20 protein-coding genes and 1 other RNA gene are annotated in these 23,686 nt (G+C 62.4%); 7 read left to right on the top strand and 14 right to left on the bottom strand.

Going from position 1 to position 23,686, the window contains the following annotated elements:
- Positions 1-3 precede the first annotated feature (3 nt).
- Both rsmH and mraZ read right to left on the bottom strand, forming a co-directional pair.
- Positions 4-1,020, bottom strand: a complete 1,017-nt coding sequence (gene rsmH, locus HGP13_RS16655) for a 16S rRNA (cytosine(1402)-N(4))-methyltransferase RsmH (RefSeq protein WP_172227344.1) — start codon at positions 1,018-1,020, stop codon at positions 4-6.
- The gene (mraZ, locus tag HGP13_RS16650; protein ID WP_056573299.1) at positions 1,017-1,475 is read right to left on the bottom strand and encodes a division/cell wall cluster transcriptional repressor MraZ; all 459 of its coding nucleotides are present in this window, start codon (positions 1,473-1,475) and stop codon (positions 1,017-1,019) included. The genes rsmH and mraZ overlap by 4 nt, the downstream gene beginning before the upstream one ends.
- A gap of 407 nt (positions 1,476-1,882) precedes the next feature.
- On the opposite strand from mraZ, the gene HGP13_RS16645 reads away from it, so the two are divergent.
- On the top strand, positions 1,883-2,998 hold the full coding sequence (locus tag HGP13_RS16645; protein WP_172227342.1) for a cystathionine gamma-lyase: 1,116 nt from the start codon (positions 1,883-1,885) through the stop codon (positions 2,996-2,998).
- A 124-nt stretch (positions 2,999-3,122) separates the two neighbouring features.
- Here HGP13_RS16645 and rnpB read toward each other — a convergent pair.
- The 5 genes from rnpB to HGP13_RS16620 form a co-directional block, all read right to left on the bottom strand.
- Positions 3,123-3,523, bottom strand: an RNA gene (rnpB, locus tag HGP13_RS16640) — RNase P RNA component class A.
- A 77-nt stretch (positions 3,524-3,600) separates the two neighbouring features.
- Complete coding sequence (locus HGP13_RS16635; RefSeq protein ID WP_172227341.1) at positions 3,601-4,302, bottom strand: transglycosylase SLT domain-containing protein; 702 nt, start codon at positions 4,300-4,302, stop codon at positions 3,601-3,603.
- A 209-nt stretch (positions 4,303-4,511) separates the two neighbouring features.
- Entirely contained in the window at positions 4,512-5,267 is a 756-nt protein-coding gene (locus tag HGP13_RS16630; protein WP_172227340.1) for an N-acetylmuramoyl-L-alanine amidase, read from the bottom strand.
- Positions 5,264-5,983 (bottom strand): DnaJ family molecular chaperone, encoded by a 720-nt coding sequence (locus HGP13_RS16625; RefSeq protein WP_172227339.1) that lies wholly within the window; start codon positions 5,981-5,983, stop codon positions 5,264-5,266. The genes HGP13_RS16630 and HGP13_RS16625 overlap by 4 nt, the downstream gene beginning before the upstream one ends.
- Positions 5,984-6,144: 161 nt before the next feature.
- A complete protein-coding gene (locus HGP13_RS16620; protein WP_172227338.1) occupies positions 6,145-6,357 on the bottom strand; it encodes a hypothetical protein in 213 nt (70 codons plus the stop codon).
- A 181-nt stretch (positions 6,358-6,538) separates the two neighbouring features.
- Between HGP13_RS16620 and HGP13_RS16615 the strand changes: the two genes are divergently transcribed.
- A complete protein-coding gene (locus HGP13_RS16615; RefSeq protein WP_172234746.1) occupies positions 6,539-10,291 on the top strand; it encodes a hydantoinase B/oxoprolinase family protein in 3,753 nt (1,250 codons plus the stop codon).
- 195 nt (positions 10,292-10,486) lie between these two features.
- Here HGP13_RS16615 and HGP13_RS16610 read toward each other — a convergent pair whose 3' ends face one another.
- Positions 10,487-11,782, bottom strand: coding sequence for an acyltransferase family protein (locus HGP13_RS16610; protein WP_172227337.1), 1,296 nt, complete (start codon positions 11,780-11,782; stop codon positions 10,487-10,489).
- 143 nt (positions 11,783-11,925) lie between these two features.
- On the bottom strand, positions 11,926-12,474 hold the full coding sequence (locus HGP13_RS16605; RefSeq protein ID WP_172227336.1) for an acyltransferase: 549 nt from the start codon (positions 12,472-12,474) through the stop codon (positions 11,926-11,928).
- Positions 12,475-12,705: 231 nt separating this feature from the next.
- Here HGP13_RS16605 and HGP13_RS16600 point away from each other — a divergent pair, with 231 nt between their 5' ends.
- Positions 12,706-13,953, top strand: coding sequence for a DUF3419 family protein (locus tag HGP13_RS16600; protein ID WP_246707413.1), 1,248 nt, complete (start codon positions 12,706-12,708; stop codon positions 13,951-13,953).
- A complete protein-coding gene (locus tag HGP13_RS16595; RefSeq protein WP_172227335.1) occupies positions 13,950-14,624 on the top strand; it encodes a class I SAM-dependent methyltransferase in 675 nt (224 codons plus the stop codon). The genes HGP13_RS16600 and HGP13_RS16595 overlap by 4 nt, the downstream gene beginning before the upstream one ends.
- Here HGP13_RS16595 and HGP13_RS16590 read toward each other — a convergent pair.
- Positions 14,611-14,931 (bottom strand): hypothetical protein, encoded by a 321-nt coding sequence (locus tag HGP13_RS16590; protein WP_172227333.1) that lies wholly within the window; start codon positions 14,929-14,931, stop codon positions 14,611-14,613. The genes HGP13_RS16595 and HGP13_RS16590 overlap by 14 nt on opposite strands.
- 20 nt (positions 14,932-14,951) lie before the next feature.
- On the bottom strand, positions 14,952-16,331 hold the full coding sequence (locus HGP13_RS16585) for a serine hydrolase (protein WP_172227331.1): 1,380 nt from the start codon (positions 16,329-16,331) through the stop codon (positions 14,952-14,954).
- A 220-nt stretch (positions 16,332-16,551) separates the two neighbouring features.
- Between HGP13_RS16585 and HGP13_RS16580 the strand changes: the two genes are divergently transcribed.
- Positions 16,552-17,352, top strand: a complete 801-nt coding sequence (locus tag HGP13_RS16580) for a GH25 family lysozyme (protein ID WP_172227329.1) — start codon at positions 16,552-16,554, stop codon at positions 17,350-17,352.
- Positions 17,353-17,591: 239 nt separating this feature from the next.
- The gene (locus HGP13_RS16575) at positions 17,592-18,770 is read left to right on the top strand and encodes a lytic murein transglycosylase (protein WP_172227327.1); all 1,179 of its coding nucleotides are present in this window, start codon (positions 17,592-17,594) and stop codon (positions 18,768-18,770) included.
- Between the two features lie 123 nt (positions 18,771-18,893).
- On the opposite strand, the gene HGP13_RS16570 is transcribed toward HGP13_RS16575, so the two are convergent.
- Positions 18,894-20,114 (bottom strand): alanine racemase, encoded by a 1,221-nt coding sequence (locus HGP13_RS16570; RefSeq protein WP_172227325.1) that lies wholly within the window; start codon positions 20,112-20,114, stop codon positions 18,894-18,896.
- A 206-nt stretch (positions 20,115-20,320) separates the two neighbouring features.
- On the opposite strand from HGP13_RS16570, the gene HGP13_RS16565 reads away from it, so the two are divergent.
- The gene (locus HGP13_RS16565) at positions 20,321-21,238 is read left to right on the top strand and encodes a DMT family transporter (RefSeq protein ID WP_172227323.1); all 918 of its coding nucleotides are present in this window, start codon (positions 20,321-20,323) and stop codon (positions 21,236-21,238) included.
- Positions 21,239-21,679: 441 nt separating this feature from the next.
- Here the strand turns inward: HGP13_RS16565 and metF are convergent, their stop codons facing one another.
- On the bottom strand, positions 21,680-22,597 hold the full coding sequence (gene metF / locus HGP13_RS16560) for a methylenetetrahydrofolate reductase [NAD(P)H] (RefSeq protein WP_172227321.1): 918 nt from the start codon (positions 22,595-22,597) through the stop codon (positions 21,680-21,682).
- Positions 22,597-23,613, bottom strand: a complete 1,017-nt coding sequence (locus tag HGP13_RS16555; RefSeq protein WP_172227319.1) for a metalloregulator ArsR/SmtB family transcription factor — start codon at positions 23,611-23,613, stop codon at positions 22,597-22,599. Before HGP13_RS16555 ends, metF begins: the two co-directional genes overlap by 1 nt.
- Between the last annotated feature and the right edge of the window lie 73 nt (positions 23,614-23,686).

Here is a 23,686-nt window from a genome sequence, read left to right as displayed (position 1 = left end):
TGCTTACCTCTCCCCCGGCAGGTTGATGCCGGGAAGCTTTGGAAGGCCGAAAATCGAAAAATCGCCGCCGCGCGCCGGCGTATCGGTGCGGATTGCGGCGCGCAGCCTGGCGGAGCGGGCGCGCGGATTGGCCGCGACCTCGGCATCATCAGCCGTCACGCCGCCGCCGGCCTTGCGGAAGGTGGCGGTGCGCGCATGTGCCTCGGGCAGGTGACGTGAACCGGTGGCGACGTCGGCCCGGTCGGCGATGAAGCGCTTGACGATGCGGTCTTCCAGCGAATGGAACGTCACCACGGCGAGCCGCCCGCCCGGCTTCAGCGCGCGCTCGGCCGCAAACAAGGCCTTGGCCAGTTCGCCAAGCTCGTCATTGACGAAAATGCGCAGCGCCTGGAAGACGCGGGTTGCCGGATGGATCTTGTCCTTCGGCGCGCGGCCGATATGCGTCTCGATGGCATCGGCCAATTCCAGCGTACGCTCGAACGGCTTCTTTTCGCGGCGCGCCTCGATCATGCGTGCGATGCGCCCGGCGTGACGCTCCTCGCCGAGGAAGCCGAAGATGCGGGCAAGGTCGCCAGGCTTGAAACTGTTGACGACATCGGCGGCACTCAGGCCCGCCTGCGCCATGCGCATGTCGAGCGGCCCGTCGAAACGAAAGGAAAAGCCACGCTCGGCCTGGTCGAGTTGCATGGAGGAGACGCCGATGTCGAGCACGACGCCGTCGGCGCTCTCGACATGCTCGTCCAGCGTCGAGAACGGCGCCTGCACCAGCTTCAGCCTGCCGCCCGATTGCGCCTCGATATCGCGACCGGCCGCGATGGCGTCGGGGTCGCGGTCGATCGCGACGACGGAAGCCCCGGTCGCCAGAATGGCTTTTGTGTAGCCGCCGGCGCCGAACGTGCCGTCGATGATGATGTCGCCCTGCGCTGGCGCCAGTGCCTCGAGCACTTCGCCAAGGAGGACCGGAATGTGGCGGACCGATCCGCCAACGGCGTGGATATCATCGCCGTGGCCCGCCATCATTCCGGTCGCTCCCCAGGCTTCGTCCCCTGCCGAAGCTGCAAAAGCCTGGCCCGCGCCTGCGCCCCATAGGCCGCAAGCCGTCCCGGCTCCCATATCTGAAAGAAATTGCCGCGCCCGACAAAGGCCACCTCCGCCGAGATGCCCGTGTGCTCGCGAATGAAATCGGTCATCGTGATGCGGCCGTCCTGATCGAGTTTCAGGAAGGTTCCATCGCCATGGCAGAAGAACGACATGTCGTCCGCCGTCTGCAGGAAGGGATCTTCCTGTGCGATGCGCTGCTCGTAGCGATCGAGCAGGTCGAGCCCGCCGACATCCATCGCCGGCAGGTCCAGGCAGCGCAATGCGTAGAGTTCCGAATAGCCGCGCTTCTGTACGACGGCGCGGAAATGCGCCGGAACGGAAACCCGCCCCTTCGCATCGATCCTGCTCACCGTGTTCGACAGAAACCGGTCCATTAAATGCTACAGCCGCTTGCGCCGCCGCACCCCTCTTCATCGTCTCGTACGCGCCACTGCTGCGCGTTCCCTGCCCCGCACCCATCCCGTCCACATGGCCAAGAAACGGCAAACGCGCAGCCGCCGCGGCTGCCCGATTGGCGTACGCTTTACCCTGACACGGAACGAAAGCTTGAGTGTTCGAATGGGATATCATGGGGTACTATGGGCGTCAACGGGAATAGGCTTCACAAACACGCGCATCGCGACCAATCCGAGCAGCCGTTACGGCACGTCCCGTCTTTATGGATCATTAAGCCTAACGAAGCGTTTAGAGCGCTTTGGCCCAACCGGAGGCGGCTTGCCGCGCACGGCCGCCGCGCATAGCGTCAGCCGTCTCTTCCGCTTAGCAACAAGGTTTGAAATCCATGTCCGAAACAGCCAGGTCACGCGCCGCGTCCCTCGCCCATCTGCGCCGCGACAACCTTGCCAAAGGCGACCCCATTCCGTTGCCGCTGACCATGGCCGCCATCTTCCACAACCCGGGAGATGGGACCGGCTACAGTCAGTATGGCCGTTACAGCAACGCGACCTGGGATGCAGTCGAGCACATGCTGGCGCATCTGGAAGACGCGCCATGTGTCGGCTTCCCCTCTGGAATGGCGGCAATCTCGGCAGTGTTTTTCGGGCTGCTGAAATCCGGCGACCGCATCCTTTTGCCTTCGGACGGCTATCACGCCACAAGGGCGCTGGCCGAGCGCTTCCTGAAACCGTTCGGCATCGACTTCGATCTGCGACCGACATCGACTTTCCTCGACGACGGCTTCGAGGGCTATCGCCTCGCCTACGTCGAAACCCCTTCAAATCCGAGATTGGACATCTGCGACATCACCGCCGTCGCCGAGGCCGCTCACCGGGCCGGCGCGATTGTCGTCGTCGACAACACGACGATGACGCCTTTCGGCCAGCGGCCGCTCGACCACGGCGCCGATATCGTCGTTGCAGCCGACACCAAGGCGCCCAATGGCCATTCCGACGTGCTGTTCGGCCACGTCGCCAGCCGCGATGAAGCGATCATCTCGGCCGTGAGAGGCTGGCGCGAGACCGCCGGCGGCATTCCGGGGCCGTTCGAAGCCTGGCTGGTGCATCGCGGCCTGGAAACGCTCGACGTGCGCTTTGACCGCATGTGTTCCTCGGCGGAAGTGATCGCGCGACGACTGCAAGGCCACAAAGCGGTCAGCGGCCTGCGCTTCCCGGGCCTCGAAAGCGATCCCTCGCACAACCTCGCCCGCGCCCAGATGGAACGCTTCGGCTTCCTCATCTCATTCGAACTCGCCTCGGAGGACAAGGCCGAGGATTTCATCAACAATTGCCAACCGATCGAGGCCGCGACCTCCTTCGGCGGCGTCCACACGTCGGCCGAGCGGCGTTCGAAGCGAGGCGACGCGGTGCCGCCCGGCTTTGTACGACTCTCGATAGGCTGTGAACCGGTGGAAGAGCTTTGGAAGGCGATCGAAACATCGTTGGACAAGATCAGCGGCTAACCGCACCAGCTTCACGTGACGGTCGAGCTTGGTTCCTATCGGCGAGCAGCTGAAAAGATTTGAATCGACAGGCGCGCCCGAGGGCGCAACCCGCTGATCTCAAAGGATTTCTCTTCGGGGAGAAACTGCCAGCTGGCCTGTAAGCCGGGTTCTGTATGGCCCTCGCCCCTTGCGGGACGAGAACGTGGCGGCCATTCATCTTGGGCGCATGTTGCCATGCGCCTCACGCAACCTACCCGGACGGTGAGCCGGAAACAGCCCTCGAGGGTTTTCCCCTCGCACCGCCCCTATTCGGTTTTGCTCCCGGTGGGGTTTACCGTGCCGCTCCTGTTGCCAGTCGCGCGGTGGGCTCTTACCCCACCCTTTCACCCTTGCCCCGACAAAGTCGTGGCGGTTTGCTTTCTGTGGCACTTTCCCTGGGGTCGCCCCCGCCGGCCATTAACCGGCACCGTGTCTCCATGGAGCCCGGACTTTCCTCACTCGCGGCCTTTCGGCGTTTGCGAGTGCGGCCGCCCAGCCAGCTGGCAAGGCGTATAAAGGGGTTCAGCCGGGAAAACGCAAATGAAAAAGCCGGCTTGTCCGCCGGCTCTCGCAACTTGCAATCAAAGCGCCGCCATCTGAACCTTGACCTTGCTGCAATAGGCGGCCGAGATTGGGTTCATCCGCGTCGCGGCATGGCCGGCATTGTATTTCAGGATCGTGCCACAGGTGGTGCCGCCGCCAAGGTTTTGCGCCAAGGCCAGATACTTCATGCCGTACTTGATGTTGGTGTCGGGATCGAACAGCCCCTTGGCCGAGCCGTTGTAACCCATCATGCGCGCCGTCGCCGGCTTGATCTGCATCAGGCCGATCTCGCCGGCGCTGCCGACCATGTTCGGTCGATAGTTGCTCTCGATCGTAATGACGGCATGAGCCAGCGATACTGGAACGCCATAGCTCGCCGCATAGCGGGCGACGATCGCGGAATACTGGCCGCTGCTGGCCACCGCTGCCGTCGACGCAGCCACGTTCCTAAGGCCGATCGATGCCGTGGTCGTCATGTCGATGGTTTTGCGGCCAAGCTTGGCCTTGGCGATGGATTTCTTGGCCTTGGTCCAGCTGGCCTTTTTCGCCTTTGCGGAAGCCTGCTTCGCCCTTGCCTTCACACTCCTGCTGCGCTTGGCCGAAATGACCTTGCCCTTGGCGGTCCCCGCGACGAGCCCCTGATCGGCCCGTGGGCTTACCGGCGCGGCGTCGGCCGCGTTGAAGGCAAAAGTCATTACGCCGGCAGCAAGAGCTGCCGTTGCAACGGTCAATTTCTGCATGTGATCCTGTTCTGTCTGGACGACGCGAAGATGTTCGCGCGGCGCTGCTTGATTAGTATCGGAACATCCGGGGGGTTAGACATCCGACAAACTGTACGAATTCCCCTTTGAAGCCTCAATTGGCGCCAATGAAGGCGGGGCAAGTCACTTTGAGTGACAGTTTGTAACCTGACGGGGGGAAGATTAGTTGGGCAGCGCTTTGACCCGGGTCAGCTTCTCATGGAAGCAAGCAATTCTTGCAGCGTGCGCATCGTCGAGTCGTCGGCCAGCCCGTCGACCAGCCGGGGCCGGAAATGCCGTTGGAAGGCCTCGACGACGATCCGCGTCTGATGGTCGAAAATGCCCGATATCTCAACACCATAGCCATAGAGCGCCAGCGTCGATTGCAGTGCCTCGACATCGGCACCGCTGTCTCCGGGCTTCAGCGCGGTCCCCCGCCTGATGGGGGCAGCTGGTACGAGATGGCCGACACCGGCCTTGAACAGGGCAGCCCATGGGAATTTCTCGCCGGGATCGATCTTGCGTCCCGGAGCCACGTCGGAATGCGCCAGCACGCGCCTGGCAGGGATCGCATGCCGACCGGCAATCCCCTTGCACAGGCCGATCACCGCATCGATCTGGCGCCGGGGGAACCCGGGATAGCCCAACGAATGGCCCGGATTGACGATCTCGATGCCGACCGAGCAGGAATTGATGTCGGTGCGTCCGAACCAGGAACTCTTGCCGGCGTGCCAGGCGCGCTCACTTTCCCTGACCATCTGCACGATGTGGCCATTCTCATGGACGAGATAATGCGCCGAAACCTCGCTCGCAGGATCGCACAGCCAGGCTTCAGCTCCCGCCCCCGTCGCCATGCCGGTATAGTGCAGCACGATCATATCGGGTCCCGGCGCGTCGCGCCGCGGCCCGAAATTCGGCGATACCCTGACCTCGGCGCTCGGCTCGTCGGGCAGGAAGCCGCTCATGCGTGCCGCAGGCCCCGCTCGATCATCTCATAGGCGGCGTTGATCGCCGCGACCCTTGTGGTTGCGATCTTGATGAATTCCTGCGGCAGGCCGCGTCCGATCAGCCGGTCCGGATGGTTGTCCGACACCAGCTTGCGATACCGCTTCTTGACCTCTTCGAACGGCTTGCCGCGCTCGATGCCAAGCACGACATAGGGGTCGCCGGCGCCAAGATTGACGTGCCGCGCCATGATCGCTTCGTAGTGCACCTCGTCGATGCGGAAAATTTCGGCGATACGGTGCAGGAAGATGCCCTCGCCCTCATGCACCACCCCGTCGGCCTTGGCGATGTGGAACAAGCCGTCCAGTATATCTTCCAGCATCACGCAGTTCGAATGGCCGGAGCCGCACATCTGCGCCATGCGCTCGGCATAGATCTCAAACCCGGCCACATCTTGCTGGGCAAGTTCGAACAACCGCGCCACGTTGCGCGTCTCCTTCGGCGGCACCTCGAATATTTCCTGGAACGCGCGCACCTCGTCCTGGGTGACGATGCCGTCGGCCTTGGCCATCTTGGCCGAAAGCGCGATCATCGCCACCGAGAAGGCGACGCGGCGGCGCAGGTCGGCATCGCCGGAGAATACTGTTCGCACAGCCTCGACGACGTCGGCAACGCCCGTCGTCGCTGAAGATGATACCCGAGTGATAAACTCGCCGAGGCGATCCCAAATCGACATGGACCGCTTCATAGAGCCAACCGGTCCCCGCTATCAAGCCAATAACGGCCCGTCCGGGCCTGCGACCGAGAGGCGCCTTGGCGGTCCCGATGGCTCCTTTGCAAGAAAAGGCCGGCGAGGCGCCGGCCCTTCCTCCCAAGACACTCTCACTGCTTTACGAACTACTGCGCAGGCGCGGGAGCAGGCGTTGCCGGAGCCGGCTCGGCAGGCTTGGTCGACTTGTCGACCGGGGCCGCAGGCTTCATCGGCTGCTCCGCGGCCGGCGGATTGGTGCTCTGCGTGGTGGTGGTGTCAGTGCCTTTGCCGCTGTCGCTGCACGCTGCGACGCCCAGCAGGGCAATCGCGGACAGGGACGCCAGAATGAGCTTTTTCATAATATTTCTCCTTCAATACACGCTCAAATTGCAGTGAGCGCTCGGAGAGACAATGCGCCACGCGGCCATGAGTTTCGTAACGTTGCGTTTCCGCATGTAACATCAACGGGATGCGTTGCTGCTGGCGCGTCGGCCCATTAACAACGAAAGCTGAAAACGAAAAATGCCGGAGACTACAGCCATGGCCGCGAAATGGGATTTCTGGATCGATCGCGGCGGCACCTTCACCGACGTCATCGGCCGTGACCCGCAAGGGGAACTGCATCCGCGCAAGCTGTTGTCGGAGAACCCCGAGGCCTATGCCGATGCCGCCATCCAGGGCATCCGCGACCTGCTCGGCCTTGAACCTGGCGCCGCGATACCCTCCGGCCTGATCGGCGACATCAAGATGGGCACGACGGTTGCCACCAATGCGCTTCTGGAACGCAAGGGCGACCGTGTGCTCCTGCTCATCACCAAGGGCTTTCGCGATGCGCTCCGGATCGCCTACCAGGCGCGGCCCGACATTTTCGCCAAGGAGATCATCCTTCCCGAGCAGCTCTATGAGCGCGTCATCGAAATCAACGAGCGCGTGCTCGCGGATGGCTGTGTCGAACGGCTGCTCGACATCGCCACTTGCCGGCCGGCGATCGAGCAGGCCAAGGCCGACGGCATCGATGCCGTCGCCATCGTCTTCATGCATGCCTGGAAATACCCCGATCACGAGAAGGCGGTGGCAAAGGTCTGCCGCAAGATCGGTTTCGCCCAAGTCTCGGTCAGCCATGAGGTCTCGCCGCTGATCAAGCTGGTCGGCCGCGGCGACACCACCGTGGTTGACGCTTATCTCTCGCCCATCCTGTCGCGCTATGTGCAGAGAGTGGCGGGAGAGCTGGGCGTACTCTCCCCCCTCGAGGGGGAGATGGCCGCAAAGCGGCCAGAGGGGGTTCTCTCAGAAGGCACCGCTAAAACGCGGAGCCCGGTCGATCCGACCCCACCCGGCGGCTTTGCCGCCACCCTCCCCTCGAGGAGGAGGGAAAGCCCTCGCCTCATGTTCATGATGTCCTCTGGCGGCCTCACCGCCGCCGACATGTTCCAGGGCAAGGACGCGCTGCTGTCGGGTCCGGCCGGCGGTGTCGTCGGCATGGTCGAGACGGCGAAGCTCGCCGGCTTCGACAAGGTCATCGGCTTCGACATGGGCGGCACCTCCACCGACGTCGCCCACTATGATGGCGAGTATGAGCGTGCCTTCGACACCGAAGTCGCCGGCGTTCGCGTCCGCGCCCCGATGATGCGCATCCACACCGTCGCCGCCGGCGGCGGCTCGGTCCTGCACTACGAGGCGGGCCGTTTTCGCGCCGGACCGGACTCTGCGGGTGCCAATCCCGGCCCCGCCGCCTACCGGCGCGGCGGGCCGCTGGCGGTCACCGACGCCAACGTCATGCTGGGCAAATTGCAGCCGGATTTCTTCCCGGCCATTTTCGGCCCCGGCCAGAACGAACCGCTCGATGTCGGCACCGTGCGTAAGAAATTCAGCGCTCTGGCCGCCGAGATCGGCGATGGCCGCTCGCCGGAAGCGGTTGCAGAAGGCTTCGTCACCATCGCCGTCGAGAACATGGCCAATGCCATCAAGAAGATTTCCGTGCAGCGCGGCTACGACGTCACCGAATATCTGCTCAACTGCTTCGGCGGCGCCGGTGGCCAGCATGCCTGCCTGGTCGCGGATGCGCTCGGCATGGAGGCGGTGCTGATCCATCCCTTCTCCGGCCTGCTTTCGGCCTATGGCATCGGTCTGGCCTCGGTCTTTGCCTCACGCCAACAGGCGCTGCTCAGGCCGCTTGCCGAAGAGTCGAGAACCGAGATCGACGCCCTCATTGCCGTCTTGAGAAAAGCCGTCATTGCCGAACTCGCGGCGCAAGGCATCGCCGAGGACGCGGTTGCCACCAAGCCGATGCTGCACATTCGCTATGATGGCACCGACACGACACTGCCGATGAATTTCGAGACTGACTCGATTTCCCAGGCGAAGCGCGATTTCGAAATCGCCCACAAAGCGCAATTCGGCTTCGTCTACGACGACAAGCCGATGATCGTCGAGACGGTCGGCGTCGAGGGCAGTGAGATCGGCGAAAGCAGCGCCGAAGCCTATGCGCCCGCCGGCCCTGCAAGGGTTGAAGCCGGCGCTTCCGGAACGCGACGAATCTACACCGAAGGCCGGTGGCATGAAGCCGGCATCCATCGTCGCGAGAACCTGCGCCCATCCAATCTGGTGGCTGGCCCTGCGCTGATCATCGAGCCCAACCAGACCATCGTCGTCGAGCCGGGCTGGCGAGCCGAAATCACCAATCTCAACCACGTCGTGATCCGCCGCTCGGCAAGGAAAGTGCGCGCCGCTGCGCTCGGCACATCAGCCGATCCGGTCATGCTGGAGGTCTTCAACAATCTGTTCATGTCGATCGCCGAGCAGATGGGCGTGACGCTGCAGAACACCGCCTACTCCGTCAACATCAAGGAAAGGCTGGATTTTTCCTGCGCCGTCTTCGACCACACCGGCGCACTGGTCGCCAACGCGCCGCACATGCCGGTGCACCTCGGCTCCATGGATCGCTCGGTCGAAACCATCATCCGGCTGAACTCCGGCGACATCCATCCCGGCGACGTCTTTGCCTTGAACGCACCCTATAATGGCGGCACGCATCTGCCTGATATCACCGTGGTGACGCCCGTCTTCGACGATGCTCAAAAGAACATCCTGTTCTGGGCGGCCTCGCGCGGCCACCACGCCGATATTGGCGGCACCGCCCCTGGCTCGATGACGCCGCTCGCCACCACGGTCGACGAGGAAGGCGTGCTGTTCGACAATTTCCGCATCGTCGACCGCCGTAAATTCCGCGAAAAAGAGCTGCATACGCTGCTCACCGACCACAGCTATCCGGCCCGCAACCCGCATCAGAACATTGCCGACCTCAAGGCGCAGATCGCCGCCAACGAGAAAGGTGTCGCCGAGCTGCGCAAGATGGTCGCGCATTTCGGCCTCGATGTCGTCGAGGCCTATATGGGCCATGTCCAGGACAATGCGGCCGAAAGCGTGCGCCGCGTGCTCGAGCGGCTGCCGGACAGCTCGCATTACGAATACCCGACCGATACCGGCCAGGTGATCAAGGTGAAGATCACTGTCGATCGGCAAAAGCGCGAAGCGACGGTCGACTTCACCGGCACGTCGCCTGTCATGAAGAACAACTTCAATGCGCCGGAGCCCGTTGCCCGCGCCGCCGTCCTCTATGCCTTCCGCGTTATGGTCGAGGACATGATCCCGATGAATGCCGGCTGCCTCAGGCCGATCAACATCATTATTCCCGACGGCTGCATGCTGAAGCCCGCCTACCCTGCCGCCGTCGTTGCCGGCAATGTCGAGACCTCGCAGCACGTCACCAATGCGCTGTTCGGCGCCATGGGCGCCATGGCCAATGCGCAGGGAACGATGAACAACCTGACTTTCGGCAACAAGCAGTATCAATATTACGAAACCATCTGCTCCGGCTCGCCGGCCGGCCGGATGAATTCCGGTCGCGGCTTTGCCGGCACCTCCGGCGTCCACACCCACATGACCAATTCGCGCCTCACCGATCCGGAAGTGCTGGAACTGCGCTTTCCCGTGGTGCTGGAGGATTTCCACATCCGCGAAGGATCGGGAGGCAAGGGAAAATGGAGCGCCGGCGATGGCACCAAACGCACCATCCGCTTTCTCGAAAAGATGGAGTGCGCGATCCTGTCCTCGCACCGCAACCGCCCGCCGCAGGGACTGGACGGTGGCGGCGACGGCGAGGTCGGCTCGACCAAGGTTCGTCGCAAGGACGGGGCGGTCGAGGTACTGAAGGCCTGCGACCAGACCGTGCTCGATGCAGGGGAGGCTGTCATCCTGACGACACCGACGCCGGGTGGATTTGGCAAGCTGTAAGGGTGCAAGATCGGTTGGCATCTGCCGGCTGAAACTGGGAAAAGGTGAGAATCGGCGGAAACACGCTCTGAATCCGCAGGAAGATGCAGGATCGGTCCAAAAATCGGCCGCGAATTTGGAACCAAAAACGCTGTGGCACCGACCATGGCACAGCAAAGAAATAAGAGCCGCCGCCAGCCAGCCTAGCTCTTACTGTCAGGGTAATAGCTGTTGTCCAACCATGTATGTGGTCACCATGGCCGCCCCATCAGTCGTGAGGTGGCCGTAATCCCACGATGTGAGTCTGCTACGATCTGCCGGGACATGCGTCAAACAGCCGGCATCGTTGCAAAAGAGAGCAGCCAACGAAACATAAGAGGCCCCAGCCGCTTTGGCGATGTCAGCCATCTCGGCGCTATTTTCAAAGATGTCTGTCTTGAACCCATGGCTCAGTCGGTCGGGCAACGCTTTGCCGGAATCTCGCCACGACAAATATACCAGTTTAGGCAAGGCATCGGACCATACGGGCGCGGGCCCTACGACCACTATCTTCGCGGGCAAAGATGCTTTTATCCCAGCAATTGTTTCCGCGAGATCATGTTCGAGGGCGGCACCATTTCCCCAATTCCCGTACAAACCCCACACTGCAAACAATATGACTGTATCGGGGTTACTGCGTCGGATTTCGTCGAGAACAGAACGGTTACTTTCTCCGCATGGTCCACTTAGGTTAAGCAGAGGTGGACAACTGTCTTTGGTAAATTGTGCGATATCGATGTCACGCGGTAGCGCGGCTCTCATACCAGCATAAAGCCGAGCGGCATGGGAGTCGCCCCACACAAGCAACCGTCTCTGTCCGCCGACCGACGGTTTGAGGGCGCACTTCGGGGCAAAAGCCGTGAATGGATCGTCGTTTCTTATCCAGCACTCCATGGCACGCCCATCTTTGGCATGCTCATAGTGGCCGTAGGCGAGAATATCGCGAATTTCTAGTGGAAATCTCAGAGGAAACCCCTGCGTAGACGCGCCGGCAAGCCCCAATGCCCCTAAGAGCGCGGTGGCGCCCACCAGAGGTCCAAGGCTCCATCGCTTCCACGTTCCAAACCTAATGGGTCTTTCGACAAGCCAATACGTCGCCGCCGCCAGACCAAAACTTGCCCCCAAGCAGGCAAATGTTTGCGGGGTTGAAAGCGGGCCGCCATCGTATGCTCTTGCGAAGACGAGGAGCGGCCAGTGCCAAAGATACAGGGGATAGCTGATCAATCCGATAGCGACCAGCAGCCTGCTCCCAAGCATATGGTTCACCAATCCGGACGAAGCCCAGATCAGCGCTGCTACGCCCAGAGCAGCAACTATGTTCGGCAGGAAGGACTTCGGGCCTAGAAAAAACGCCGCTGCCGATATCGCCAGGATCGCGACGACGCCGAAAAAATCTGTTCGATAAGATGCCGCGTCACGGCCATGCCCCCTGAAACTTAGGGTCGCGACAATTCCCCTAGCGAAAGCTCCCAAGCTCTTGACCACGGCGCATAGAAGGCGACAGTCGGGTCTCGGAAGGACAACCAAATGCCGACCGCGAAAGACACCACCGTAACTAGGATGAGAGGCACCAAAACAGGCCGTTTGAGCCAGACCAACGCGCCCAAAAACAGCGGTCAGACAACGTAGAATTGCTCTTCAACCCCTAGAGACCAAAGATGTAGCAGCGGCTTTGTTTCGGATGCCGCATCGAAATATCCAACTTCGCGCCAGAACTGAAAATTTGGAACGAAGAGCGACGAGGCTAAAATCGACTTGCTTAATCTGGTCATCTCCTCAAGGTCGAATAGTATCCACCCCAGAGCAAAAACACACGCCAGCACCAAGACAAGCGCCGGGAATATGCGGCGGACGCGGTTCGCGTAGAAACGCTTGTATGTGAACGTGTCCCTGACGACGATCGAAGTGATAAGGTAACCAGAGATCACGAAAAATATATCAACGCCGATAAATCCGCCCGGAACAAGAGCCGGGAAAGCGTGAAACGCCAAGACCAAGATGACAGCGATGGAACGCAACCCATCTATGTCGCGTCTATAGCCGTCAGGGGATGGCATCTTCACCGGTCCCCACACTTTCGGGGCCTCGATATTGCTGTCTGCCTGAACGTCGGAGCGCTTCATGGAATCGCCGTCGTGCAACAACTCGACTGTGAGATTCCCCATTGGCCCGCTCCCTGTAGCCGACCATAACCAGTCGCCATCTGAGAGGAAAACACACCGCGACCACATCCCGTGAAAAGGGAGGTGCTGCTCGGACATCTTCGACTGAAATATCCGGGAGGGAAAATCAGTGCCAAATGATTTTGCGCGCTACAGCAAGCCGGCTGCTGTCATCCATCTGTCATCGCCGAGCGCTACCCGCTTGCGACAAAGCAAATGGGGAATCACTTTGTCATGACAGACGTATCCTCGGATCTGGTTTTTCGCCGCGGCAAGGAAGTTGGAAAAGCCGTCTACCAGAACCGCGCGCTTTCGAAAGCCGGCATCTCCGAGCGGCTGTTCGCCTTCCTGTTTTCCGGGCTGGTCTACCCACAGATCTGGGAGGACCCCGATGTCGACATGGAGGCGATGCAGCTTGGCCAGGGTCACCGCGTCGTCACCATCGCCTCCGGCGGCTGCAACATCCTGGCTTACCTGACCCGCTCGCCGGCACAAGTCGACGCCGTCGACCTCAACGCCGCACACATCGCGCTGAACCGCATGAAGCTCGAGGCGGTGCGCCGCCTGCCGTCGCAGGGCGACCTGTTCCGCTTCTTCGGCGCCGCCGACACCAGTCACAATTCGGAAGCCTATGACCGGTTCATCGCGCCGCATCTCGATCCGGTCAGCCGCCATTATTGGGAACACCGCAGTTGGCGCGGCCGCCGGCGCATCGGTGTCTTCGACCGCAATTTCTACCAGACCGGCCTGCTCGGCCTGTTCATCGCCATGGGCCATCGCACGGCGAAGTTCTTCGGCGTCAACCCGGCGCGCATGATGGAGGCCAAAAACATCGGCGAACAGCGCCGCTTCTTCAACGAGGAACTGGCGCCGGTCTTCGACAACCCGCTGCTGAAATGGGCTACGTCGCGCAAGGCCTCCCTGTTCGGCCTCGGCATTCCGCCGGCGCAGTACGATTCGCTGATCACATCAGGCGACGGCACCATGGCCAGCGTGCTGAAGGCCCGGCTGGAAAAGCTCGCCTGCGATTTTCCCTTGCAAAACAATTACTTCGCCTGGCAAGCCTTTGCCCGCCGCTATCCCGAACCCGGCGAGGCCGCCCTGCCCGCCTATCTGGAAAAGCGGAACTACGACACTATCCGCGGCAATATCGACCGCGTCGCCATCCACCATGCCAATCTGATCGAGTTCCTCGCCGGCAAGGATGCCGGCACCGTCGATCGCTTCATCCTGCTCGATGCCCAGGACTGGATGACCGACGACCAGCTCAATGCGCTGTGGTCGGAAATCAGCCGCACCGCTTCGGCCGGCGCCCGCGTCATCTTCCGCACCGCCGCCGAGCCCAGCCTGCTGCCGGGCCGTGTCTCGACCTCGCTGCTTGACCAGTGGGACTATCAGGACGAGGCGTCGCGCGAATTCTCGGCCCGTGACCGCTCGGCCATCTATGGCGGCTTCCACCTCTATGTGAAGCGCCCCGCATGAGCACGACGGAGTTGCCGGCCAGCCACGCCGAACTGATGGACGGCGTCTACCGCTGGCAGCGCCACATCTACGACCTGACCCGCAAATACTATCTGCTCGGCCGCGACCGGCTCATCGATGGGCTGGAGGTGCCGGCCGGCGGCACCGTTCTGGAACTCGGCTGCGGCACCGGCCGCAACATCATCCTCGCCGCACGCCGCTATCCCGATGCCCGCTTCTTCGGCCTCGATATTTCGGCCGAGATGCTGGAGACGGCCAGCAAGGCGATCGACCGCGAAGGCCTGTCCAGATACGTCACGCTGGCAAGGGGCGACGCCACCGATTTCGACGCCGCCGCGCTTTATGGCATCGAGCGGTTCGACCGCGTCTTCGTCTCCTATTCGCTGTCGATGATCCCCGGTTGGGAAAAGACGGTGTCGGCGGCGTTGGCCGCGCTGTCCCCCAGCGGCTCGCTGCACATCGTCGATTTCGGCCAGCAGGAAGGCCTGCCCAACTGGTTCCGCACTCTGCTGCGCGGCTGGCTCAGAAAATTCCACGTCTTGCCGCGTGAATCGCTGCGCGAAGTTCTGGAATCAGAATCACGGCGAACCGGCGCAACCTTCCGTTTCCGCACGCTTTATCGCGGCTATGCTTGGCTGGCGGTGATTGGAAAGTCCATCAATGCGTCGTGAGTTGCGTCAGTCGCACCTCGACGAGGTCTAGAAGACCCCGCATCAACTCTTCGCAGTCTTTAAGTCCTTCCCGCTTCCATTGAATGTTTCGCGCATAGCTTGCCGCAGCATCCCGAAATTCGCTTAACTCATATCGGGTCAAGGCGCCCAGATCGGCATGATTATAACCGTGATCGAAGCTCTCCTTGAGTGTGTTTAGGTAAGGTCTCTCACCAATCGTACCGATCGCGTACTCGATGATCGAATAGATTATTCGCCTACCGCCGCCCCATACCGGCAGATCATCGCCGACACTTAAAACGCCCACCTTCGTCTCTCCTCGGCAAGCTAATGCAGCGCCTTCACCAGCGCCCCCACCATCGTCTGCGGGCGATAACCGAGCTTGGCCGGGGTTAGCCCCAGCCGCACAATCACCAATTGCTCCGACGGAATGATGGCGACGGTCTGACCGTCATGTCCTTCCATCCAGTAGGTGTCCTTGGGCAGGCCGGCGGCAACGCCGGCGCCAGGATTTTCCTCATCGCCTGGCGCTTCGATCCACAACTGGCCCTTGCCATAGACTTTCGAGGCCGGCGCCGGCTCGCGCATCCAGTCGACGAAACCGGCAGGCAGGACCTGGTTGCCGTTCCACACTCCGCCTTGCAGCAGGAACTGGCCGAAGCGAGCCCAGTCATGCGCGGTGGCGTAGAGATAGGACGAGCCGACGAACGTGCCCTGCTCGTCTGTCTCGAGCACCGCGCTGTGCATGCCGAGCGGTTCGAACAGCGCACTGCGTGGCCATGTCAGCGCCTTGGCCTTGTCGCCGATCGCGTCCTGCCAGAGGCGCGACAGCATCACCGCCGTGCCGCTCGAATAGGAAAACACCTTGCCGACCTCGCCGGTCAGCGGCTTTGATTCGGCAAAACCCGCCATGTCTGGCTCGAGATAGAGCATGCGCGTGACATCGGCGACGTCGCCATAGTCCTCGTTGAACTCCAGCCCGCTCGACATCGCCATCATGTCGGCAAGGCTGATGGCGGCACGCCCGTCCGCCTTCCAGGGAGCGAACAGGCCCTTGTTGTCGACGGCCATCTTGCCGTCCTTGACCAGCGTGCCGATGATGGCGGCGTTCACCGTCTTGGTCATCGACCAGCCGAGCAGCGGCGTCTTGGCCGAAAAGCCGTCGCCGTAACGTTCGGCGACGACCCGGCCGTTCTTGACCACCACCACGGCACGCATGCCGGCGCCAGTCAGCGCCGCATCGTCCAGCAGCTTTGCAATTACCGGATCCTGCGAGGCGTCGACCCGCTCGCCCTCGGGCCACAGCGTGTCCTGGCTGGTTGCCGCGGGTTCGGCATGGATCGCCGTTCGTCGCGCCTTGCCGACATCGCCGTCGGGAACCGAGGCGCAGCCCAGCCCGTCGCGGGAAACCGCTTCGCTCTTGCCGAGGAAGCCCAGCAGGCCCGCCGAAACCGTCCCCCTGTTCTTGTCGACCGAGACCCGCATCAGCCGCAGCAGCGGGTGTCCGGGCGCCTGCACGTCGACGGCAAGCACCTCATTGGGGTCGCGCCCCGCGATGAAGACGCTCGAGCAGATGATCTTGGCCGAATAGCCGGAACCGACGCGGATCAATTCCGGCGGCGCGATGTAAAGCCAGGCAAACAGCGCGGCGACCGCCAGCACGATCAGGCCAAGCAGCCATTTGACGATCTTGACGACGATCCGCATCTGCTTCCTCCTGGGCTTTCGCCCGACCCTTATGTCATCGAATTGCCGCCATTGCTTCCGCAAATCAGGGCTCCTGTCGAGCGCATCAACGGATTATCAACCATGATCGGCCATCACAGGATATGCTGAGCGATGCGTGGGGCGATCGTTCGGAGGGGCCAGACCGGCCATCAGTTCACAGACCCATCAGCGACCGGCTGATTCCGGCTTGGAAGTTGTGATGCGCCGTCTTGCGGCTCTTTTCATGATGGCGCTGCTTGGCGCCTGCTCGACCGTGGACGATCTGTCGCCACTGTCGCCGTCCGCTTCCAGCAGCCCGACGGTCGCAGTGCGCGCGCCGCGCTTCGAGGATTCCAAACCGCATGAATGGGACAGCGGCGCGCCGTGGAACTATGCCGTCCACGGCACCGACGTCTCCAAGTACCAGACCTCGGTCGACTGGCCGACCGCCAAGGCCAGCGGCATCTCCTTCGCCTTCATCAAGGCGACCGAGGGCGGCGACCGCTTCGATGAATATTTCAACGAGCATTGGGCGCGCACGAAAGCCAACGGTGTTCCGCGGGCGGCCTATCATTTCTTCTATTTCTGCACCCCGGCCGCCCAGCAGGCGCGCTGGTTCATCCAGAATGTTCCCGTCGACCGCTCCGCCATGCCGCCGGTCCTCGACATGGAATGGAACCCGAACTCGCCGACCTGCAGGCTGCGTCCCGACGCCGCCACGGTGCGCGCGGAGATGACCACCTTCCTCGAGATCGTCGAGCGCCACTACGGCAAGAAGCCGATCATCTACACCTCGGTCGATTTCTTCGACGACAATGAGCTGGCGACCTTCCGCGGCTATCCCTACTGGCTGCGCTCCGTCGCCGGCCATCCGCGCGAGAAGTATGGCAGCCACCCCTTCACCTTCTGGCAGTACACCGGAACCGGTATTGTCCCCGGCATGACCGGCAAGTCCGACATCAACGTCTTCAACGGCAGCGAAGCTGCCTGGAATAAGTGGCTGCGGCAGAACACCCGTTGACGTCATGTTCAACGGCAGCAAATCCTTGGACCAAGTTGTTCCAGCAGAGCTCCCGTTGAACCGGGTTCAACGGCAGCGAACCGCCTTCAACGAGGCGCTGCGGCAGAAGAACCGTTGACACCGGGCCTGCCGCCTGCTTTTCGACACAGCCAGCGGTAAAAAGTGCAACCGCCGGTAATTCAGGGCGTTGGGTTTCCAGCCAAGCACGACAATGCCCTCTTCGTTTCGAAAGGAAGCTGATGCGACTGCGTTCCCAAGCCCTCGCGGCGCTATTCCTGTGCGCCGCGGCCTTGCCGGCGATGGCGCAGCAATGCGGCGGAGATTTCGAATCCTGGAAACAGGGCGTGGCGGCGGAAGCCAAGGCGGCCGGCGTCGGCGCCGTCGGACTCGACGCGCTGGAGGATGCCAAGATCGACGAGAGGGCGCTGGCGCGCGACCGCGCCCAGGGCGTCTTCACCCAGACCTTTGTCGAATTTTCCAACCGCATGATCTCGGCCTACCGGCTGAAGCAAGGTGCGGCGAACATGAAGAAATACGCCGATATCTTCGCCCGCGCCGACCAGCAGTTCGGCGTTCAGGCGCCGGTCATCACCGCCTTCTGGGCGCTGGAGACCGATTTCGGCGCCGTGCAGGGCGATTTCCACACGCTGAGCGCATTGGTGACGCTTTCGCATGATTGCCGGCGTCCGCAGTTGTTCCGACAGCAGCTGGTGCCGCTTCTGGAGCTGATCGATCGCGGCGTGCTGCCGGCCGATGTCACTGGTGCCTGGGCGGGCGAGATCGGCCAGACGCAGATCCTGCCTTCCGATTATCTGACACATGGCGTCGACGGTGACGGCGACGGCAAGATCGACCTGCGCAAAAGCGTGCCGGACGTGATCATGACCACCGCCAACAAGGTGCTGTCGCGGGGCTGGAAGCGCGACGAGCCCTGGATCCAGGAAGTGCGGGTGCCCGACGAGATGCCTTGGGACCAGACCGGGCGCACCAACAAATTGCCGCTGACGCAGTGGGCGCAGTGGGGCGTCACCAATCCCGACGGCTCGCCGCTGGTCGACAAGGGTCTCAAGGCCGGCCTGGCTCTGCCCATGGGCCGCAAGGGTCCGGCCTTCCTCACCTACGACAATTTCGACGTCTATCTCGAATGGAACCAGTCCTTCACCTACGCGCTGACCGCGGCCAACCTCGCCGCACGGCTCGCCGGCGCGCCGCCGCTTGATCCGCGCAACCCCGAGCCGGGCCTCAACAACGAGCAGATGAAGGCGCTGCAGACCAAGCTCGAAGCCCGGGGCTACGACGTCGGCACGGTCGACGGCATTCTCGGCACCAACACCCGCGAAGCCATCCGCAAGGAACAGATGCGGCTGGGATTGCCCGTGGACGGCTGGCCGACGCCGGAGCTGTTGGGGAAATTGTAGGGGAATGGGGCAGTAGGGCAGTGGGAAAAACCAGCCCGAAAGCAGTGACTGCTGCCCCCCTATTCCCTTACTGCCTTACTGCCTTACTGCCTTACTGCCTTACTGCCTTACTGCCTTATTTCCCTAATCCGCCATCGTCTCCAAACTCGCAAACCCCTGCGGCGCATCGCCCTCGTCGAACGGCGTCGTCACCTCGACGAATGTGTCGGGGTAAAAGCCGTTGAAGCGCGTCCTCAGCGACAGCGAATAGGCGCCGATATGGCCGATCTCGATCCAGTCGCCGGTGTCCACCGTTTCCGGCAGCCAGAATGGCCTGGACAGGATGTCGACGGAATCGCAGGTCGCACCGCAGACCTTGAACGGCACGATGTTCTTCTCGTCGCCATTGCGGGTCCGGATCGCCGGGTCGGGAATGAAGCGGGCCGGCAGCGTGATCTTGCCGGTCCACGAATCCGACAATGACGCCCAGATGCCGTCATTGATGTAGAGGCGCTTGCCCTTGCGCAGCAGTACGCGCACGATCAGCGACAGGCAGCGCGCCACGATCACCCTGCCCGGCTCGGACACCAAGGGGATCTGGTCGAACTGATATTCTTTCAGGTCGCCGGACAGCCGCGACATGATCTGGCCGAGCGACGGCATCTCGATCTGCTTGCGGTTGGGATCATGGCCGTATTCGGCCGGAAAACCGCCGCCGACATCGAGCCCGGCAATGTCGAAGGTCAACCGGTTGCGCACCCAGTCGGCCGAGGCCAGCGCCCGCTCATAGGTGTCGGGATCCTCGATCTGGCTGCCGACATGGAAGCAAAGCCCCACCTTGTAGCCGGTGCGGTTCAGCCGCTCGGCGAGTTCCACGGCATAGGCTGGCCCGGCGCCGAACTTCTTCGACAGCTCGTAGGCGGCGTGACCCTTGGTCTGCACCCGCACAAACACGCTGATCGTGCCCGGGTCGATGTCGAGCGCCCGCACCACCCGGGTCACCTTGGTGATCTCATCCTCATGGTCGAGTGAGATGACGCGGATGCCGTATTTCTCCAGCGCCAGCTTGATATCCGACTGCGCCTTGACCGGGTGCATGTAGAGCATCTCGGCATCGGGCGAGACGGCGCGCACGGCGGCGAATTCGCCGGGCGAAGCGACGTCGAAGGCGGTGACGCCGGCCTCGACAAGCGCCTTCAGCACGATCTGCTCGCCATTGGTCTTGACCGCATAGGCGGTCTTGCCGGGGAACATGCCCATGAACTGCCTGGCATCCGCCATCAGCACCTGCGGTCGGAAGCAATAGATTGGATCGTCCGGGCGAAGCGCCAGTGCCGCCTCGCGGGCATTCTCGAATCGCTGCATGGACGAATCCTCGACTTCGGCTGCGCACAATTAATCCATGCTAGCGGCTAATGAAAACAATTCTGTGTCTCGCGGCACTGACGCAGCGGCGCTAGCTCTGTGGCAGCAGTGTTTGCCAGCGATCAGGTTTCGGGTGGCCCTTGTTGGCAAACCCGATATGCCTTTCACCTGACTGGCATTCAGTCCGTCTGGGGAGGACGATACTCATGGCAGTCGCCGCCACATCAACACCACGCGGACCGATGACGCTGGCCGATTGGGGGCAATTGCTGCTGCTCGGCGCCATCTGGGGCGGTTCGTTCTTCTTCGCCCGCATTGCGGTGGCCGAGCTTCACCCGCTGGTTCTGGTGCTGTTTCGCGTCGTCATCGCGGCAATCGCGCTGCAGCTCTATCTGGCCATTCGCGGCCCATCCTTCCGCCTCGCCTTTCCGCACGCCGGGCTGTTCTTCCTGCTGGCCTTCACCAACAATGTCGTGCCCTTCTCGCTGATCTTCGCCGGCCAGACCGAGCTTGGCGCCGGTGTCGCCTCGGTGCTCAACGCGACGACACCGTTCTGGACGCTGATCCTCGCCAATGCGCTGACATCGGATGAGAAGCTGTCCTGGAACAAGCTCGCCGGCATCGCGCTCGGCGTCGCCGGCACGGCCGTCATGATCGGTCCCGGCCTGCTCGCCGGGCTAGGCGGCCCGGCCTGGGCGAAATTCGCGCTGATCGGCGCGTCCTTGTCCTATGGCGTCGCGCTGATGGTCGCCCGCCGCTTCAAGGGCGTGCCCTCGCCAATCATCGCCACCGGGCAGCTGACTGCTTCGACCATCATCATGATCCCGGTCGTGCTGCTGGCGCACGGCCCCGCCGGCCTGTTCTCGGCCTCGCCCCCGGTCTGGGCGGCAGTCCTGGCACTAGCGCTGTTGTCCACCGCCTTTGCCTATATCCTCTATTTCAACCTCGTCGCCTCGGCCGGCGCCACCAACGCCTCGCTGGTGACGCTCATCGTCCCGGCCAGCGCCATGCTGCTCGGTTTCCTGTTCCTCGGCGAGCGGCTGGAACTGTTCGAGATCGGCGGCGTGGTGCTGATCGCGCTCGGGCTCGTCACCATCGACGGGCGATTGTCCGGCAGACGGTGAGCGCCTTAACTGAGTTCTCCGTATTGGCGCGAAAGTCGAGGTCGACTTTCGCGGTGGTAGCGCTGCCATGACACAGGATCGACACGTCGCCGCCACAATTTATTCACAGGTCTGGAGCGGGTTTTTGCCGAAGAGTTTCAACGGCTAACGGCCAAACCGAGGTCGCAAATCCAGCATTTACGTCGCAATGCAGCACATTTTCCGCTTGCCTGTGGCACAAATGAACCTAGACTCCTAGGCATAGCTCTTTAAGAGGAGGCTATGTCATGGGACTTACGAGGCCGATCAACGCATTGATGATTTGTGCTGCGTTTGCTTTCATCGGCGCCCTCATTATGGGCGTCCTTCCCTGAACCCGCCAAGACGGGGAAGCCAGCACCAAGTAGTCTAACCAATTCGAAAGGCCGGGTTTTTACCCGGCCTTTTGCTACTCAGTCCGCCCTATGCCGCGGCCGATCCGGCCACCTCCGCCTCGTGCGAGCGGATGCCGATCATGTGGCAGATGGCAAAGACGAGGTCGGCGCGGTTCATCGTGTAGAAGTGGAAATCGCCCACCCCGCGCTCGACCAGGTCGAGCACCTGTTCGGCAGCGACGGCCGATGCCACCAGCGCATGCGTCTGCGGGTCGTTCTGCAGGCCGTCGAAGCGCTCGGCCAGCCACGCCGGCACCAGTGCACCGCAGCGCGCCGAGAAATTGGCGACCTGGGTGAAATTGTGCACCGGCAGGATGCCGGGCACGATCGGGATGTAGATGCCGGCACGGCGCGCGCGCTCGACATAACGCTCGTAGAGATCATTGTCGAAGAAGAACTGGGTGATCGCCCGCGTCGCGCCATTGTCGACCTTGCGCTTCAGCATGTCGATGTCGGTGGCGAAGTCAGGACTTTCGGGATGCTTCTCCGGATAGGCCGAGACCGAAATGTCGAAATCGCCGGCGTCCTTCAGCGCGCCAACCAGCTCGGCGCCGTTGGCGTAACCGTCCGCATGTGGGCGATACGCGGTACCAACGCCTGCGGCCGGATCGCCGCGCAGTGCGACGAAGCGCTTCACGCCCATGTCGGCGAATTCCTGGATCACCGCATCGACCTGATGGCGGGCAGCGTCGACGCAGGTCATGTGCGCGGCCGGCGTCAGGCTGGTCTCCTTCAGGATGCGGCTGATGGTACGCGCCGTGCGCTCACGCGTCGAACCGCCGGCGCCATAGGTGACCGAGACGAATTTCGGCTTCAGCGGCTCCAGCCGCGTGACCGTGTCCCACAGCCGCGCCTCCATCTCGTCGTTCTTGGGTGGGAAGAACTCGAAGGAGACCTTGACCTTGTCGCCAATGTCGGGGCGGCGGGAAAAGCGGAACTGGTTCATCAGGCGATTTCCCCTATCGAGTTCACTTTGGTCTGCTCATTGGCGGGATCGGCGATCAACAGGCGCCGGTCGCGGCCGAGCCAGAGTTTTACCGTAAGCCTGGCCTCGTTACCGCCGCGCGGCTCGAATTCCTGGGCATCTTCGAGATCGAGGCCGGCCTCGGCAAACCACTCGCCGATCTGCCGGTCGGAAAAGCCGAGGCGCATATGAGCATGTTCGTCGCGCAGGAATTCCAGCGTGTGCGGCGCGAAATCGACGATGACCAGCCGGCCTGCCGGGCGCAGAAGCCGTGCCGCCTCGTGGATGGCGCGGGCCGGATCGTCGAGATAGTGCAGCACCTGGTGGATGGTGACCAGATCGAAGGCATCGCGCTCGACCGGCGGCGAGAAGATATCGCCTTGCCGCACCTGCGCGTTCGAAACGCCGGCCTTGTCGAGATTGGCGCGCGCCACGGTCAGCATTTCGCGCGACATGTCGATGCCAACGCCGCGCCGATAGAGCGGCGAGAAGATTTCCAGGAGCCGCCCCGTGCCGGTGCCGAGATCCAGCATCGACTGGAACGGCCGCTTGCCGACCAGTTTCAGCATCGCCGCCTCGACGGCGCGATCCGGCACGTGCAGCGAGCGGATATGATCCCAGCTTGCGGCATTCACGGAGAAATACTCGGTGGCGCGGTCCTGCCGCTTGCGCTTGACCGAGGCCAGGCGCTCGAGATCGCGCTCGACCTGTGGATCGGCGCCGCGAATGCTGGAGACCAGCCCCATGACGAAGTCACGCGCGGAATCGGTATCCGACAGGCGGAAGAAGGCCCATGACCCTTCCTGGTAGCGGCCGATCAGCCCGGCCTCGAGCAGCAGCTTCAGGTGGCGCGAGACCCGCGGCTGCGACTGGCCGAGAATTTCGGTAAGATCGGAAACGGTGAGGTCGCCGCGCGACAACAGTGCCAATATGCGCAAGCGGCTGGATTCGGCCGCCGCCTTTAAGGTGTCCACCATGGTGTCGAGTGAGACATGCATCAGGGAATTCTCGTTTCAGCGCAATTCACTTTGAAAAAGATATAAACATATGTTTATGTCGATTCTCAAAACC

The sequence above is a fragment of the Mesorhizobium sp. NZP2077 genome (genome assembly GCF_013170805.1).
GTDB lineage: Bacteria > Pseudomonadota > Alphaproteobacteria > Rhizobiales > Rhizobiaceae > Mesorhizobium.
The sequence above is the reverse complement of the archived record's forward strand: the minus strand, read 5'-3'. Positions and strand labels throughout refer to the sequence as shown.

What these genes read in the sequence shown, in the direction of transcription:
- HGP13_RS16565 (WP_172227323.1), top strand. Translation starts at nt 20,321, where the DNA reads ATGGCAGTCGCCGCCACATCAACACCACGCGGACCGATGACGCTGGCC.
- HGP13_RS16600 (WP_246707413.1), top strand. Translation starts at nt 12,706, where the DNA reads ATGACAGACGTATCCTCGGATCTGGTTTTTCGCCGCGGCAAGGAAGTT.
- HGP13_RS16555 (WP_172227319.1), bottom strand. Translation starts at nt 23,613, where the DNA reads ATGCATGTCTCACTCGACACCATGGTGGACACCTTAAAGGCGGCGGCC.
- HGP13_RS16615 (WP_172234746.1), top strand. Translation starts at nt 6,539, where the DNA reads ATGGCCGCGAAATGGGATTTCTGGATCGATCGCGGCGGCACCTTCACC.
- HGP13_RS16595 (WP_172227335.1), top strand. Translation starts at nt 13,950, where the DNA reads ATGAGCACGACGGAGTTGCCGGCCAGCCACGCCGAACTGATGGACGGC.
- HGP13_RS16570 (WP_172227325.1), bottom strand. Translation starts at nt 20,114, where the DNA reads ATGCAGCGATTCGAGAATGCCCGCGAGGCGGCACTGGCGCTTCGCCCG.
- HGP13_RS16585 (WP_172227331.1), bottom strand. Translation starts at nt 16,331, where the DNA reads ATGCGGATCGTCGTCAAGATCGTCAAATGGCTGCTTGGCCTGATCGTG.
- HGP13_RS16620 (WP_172227338.1), bottom strand. Translation starts at nt 6,357, where the DNA reads ATGAAAAAGCTCATTCTGGCGTCCCTGTCCGCGATTGCCCTGCTGGGC.
- HGP13_RS16645 (WP_172227342.1), top strand. Translation starts at nt 1,883, where the DNA reads ATGTCCGAAACAGCCAGGTCACGCGCCGCGTCCCTCGCCCATCTGCGC.
- mraZ (WP_056573299.1), bottom strand. Translation starts at nt 1,475, where the DNA reads ATGGACCGGTTTCTGTCGAACACGGTGAGCAGGATCGATGCGAAGGGG.
- HGP13_RS16575 (WP_172227327.1), top strand. Translation starts at nt 17,592, where the DNA reads ATGCGACTGCGTTCCCAAGCCCTCGCGGCGCTATTCCTGTGCGCCGCG.
- HGP13_RS16630 (WP_172227340.1), bottom strand. Translation starts at nt 5,267, where the DNA reads ATGAGCGGCTTCCTGCCCGACGAGCCGAGCGCCGAGGTCAGGGTATCG.
- HGP13_RS16580 (WP_172227329.1), top strand. Translation starts at nt 16,552, where the DNA reads ATGCGCCGTCTTGCGGCTCTTTTCATGATGGCGCTGCTTGGCGCCTGC.
- HGP13_RS16605 (WP_172227336.1), bottom strand. Translation starts at nt 12,474, where the DNA reads ATGGGGAATCTCACAGTCGAGTTGTTGCACGACGGCGATTCCATGAAG.
- HGP13_RS16635 (WP_172227341.1), bottom strand. Translation starts at nt 4,302, where the DNA reads ATGCAGAAATTGACCGTTGCAACGGCAGCTCTTGCTGCCGGCGTAATG.
- HGP13_RS16625 (WP_172227339.1), bottom strand. Translation starts at nt 5,983, where the DNA reads ATGTCGATTTGGGATCGCCTCGGCGAGTTTATCACTCGGGTATCATCT.
- rsmH (WP_172227344.1), bottom strand. Translation starts at nt 1,020, where the DNA reads ATGATGGCGGGCCACGGCGATGATATCCACGCCGTTGGCGGATCGGTC.
- metF (WP_172227321.1), bottom strand. Translation starts at nt 22,597, where the DNA reads ATGAACCAGTTCCGCTTTTCCCGCCGCCCCGACATTGGCGACAAGGTC.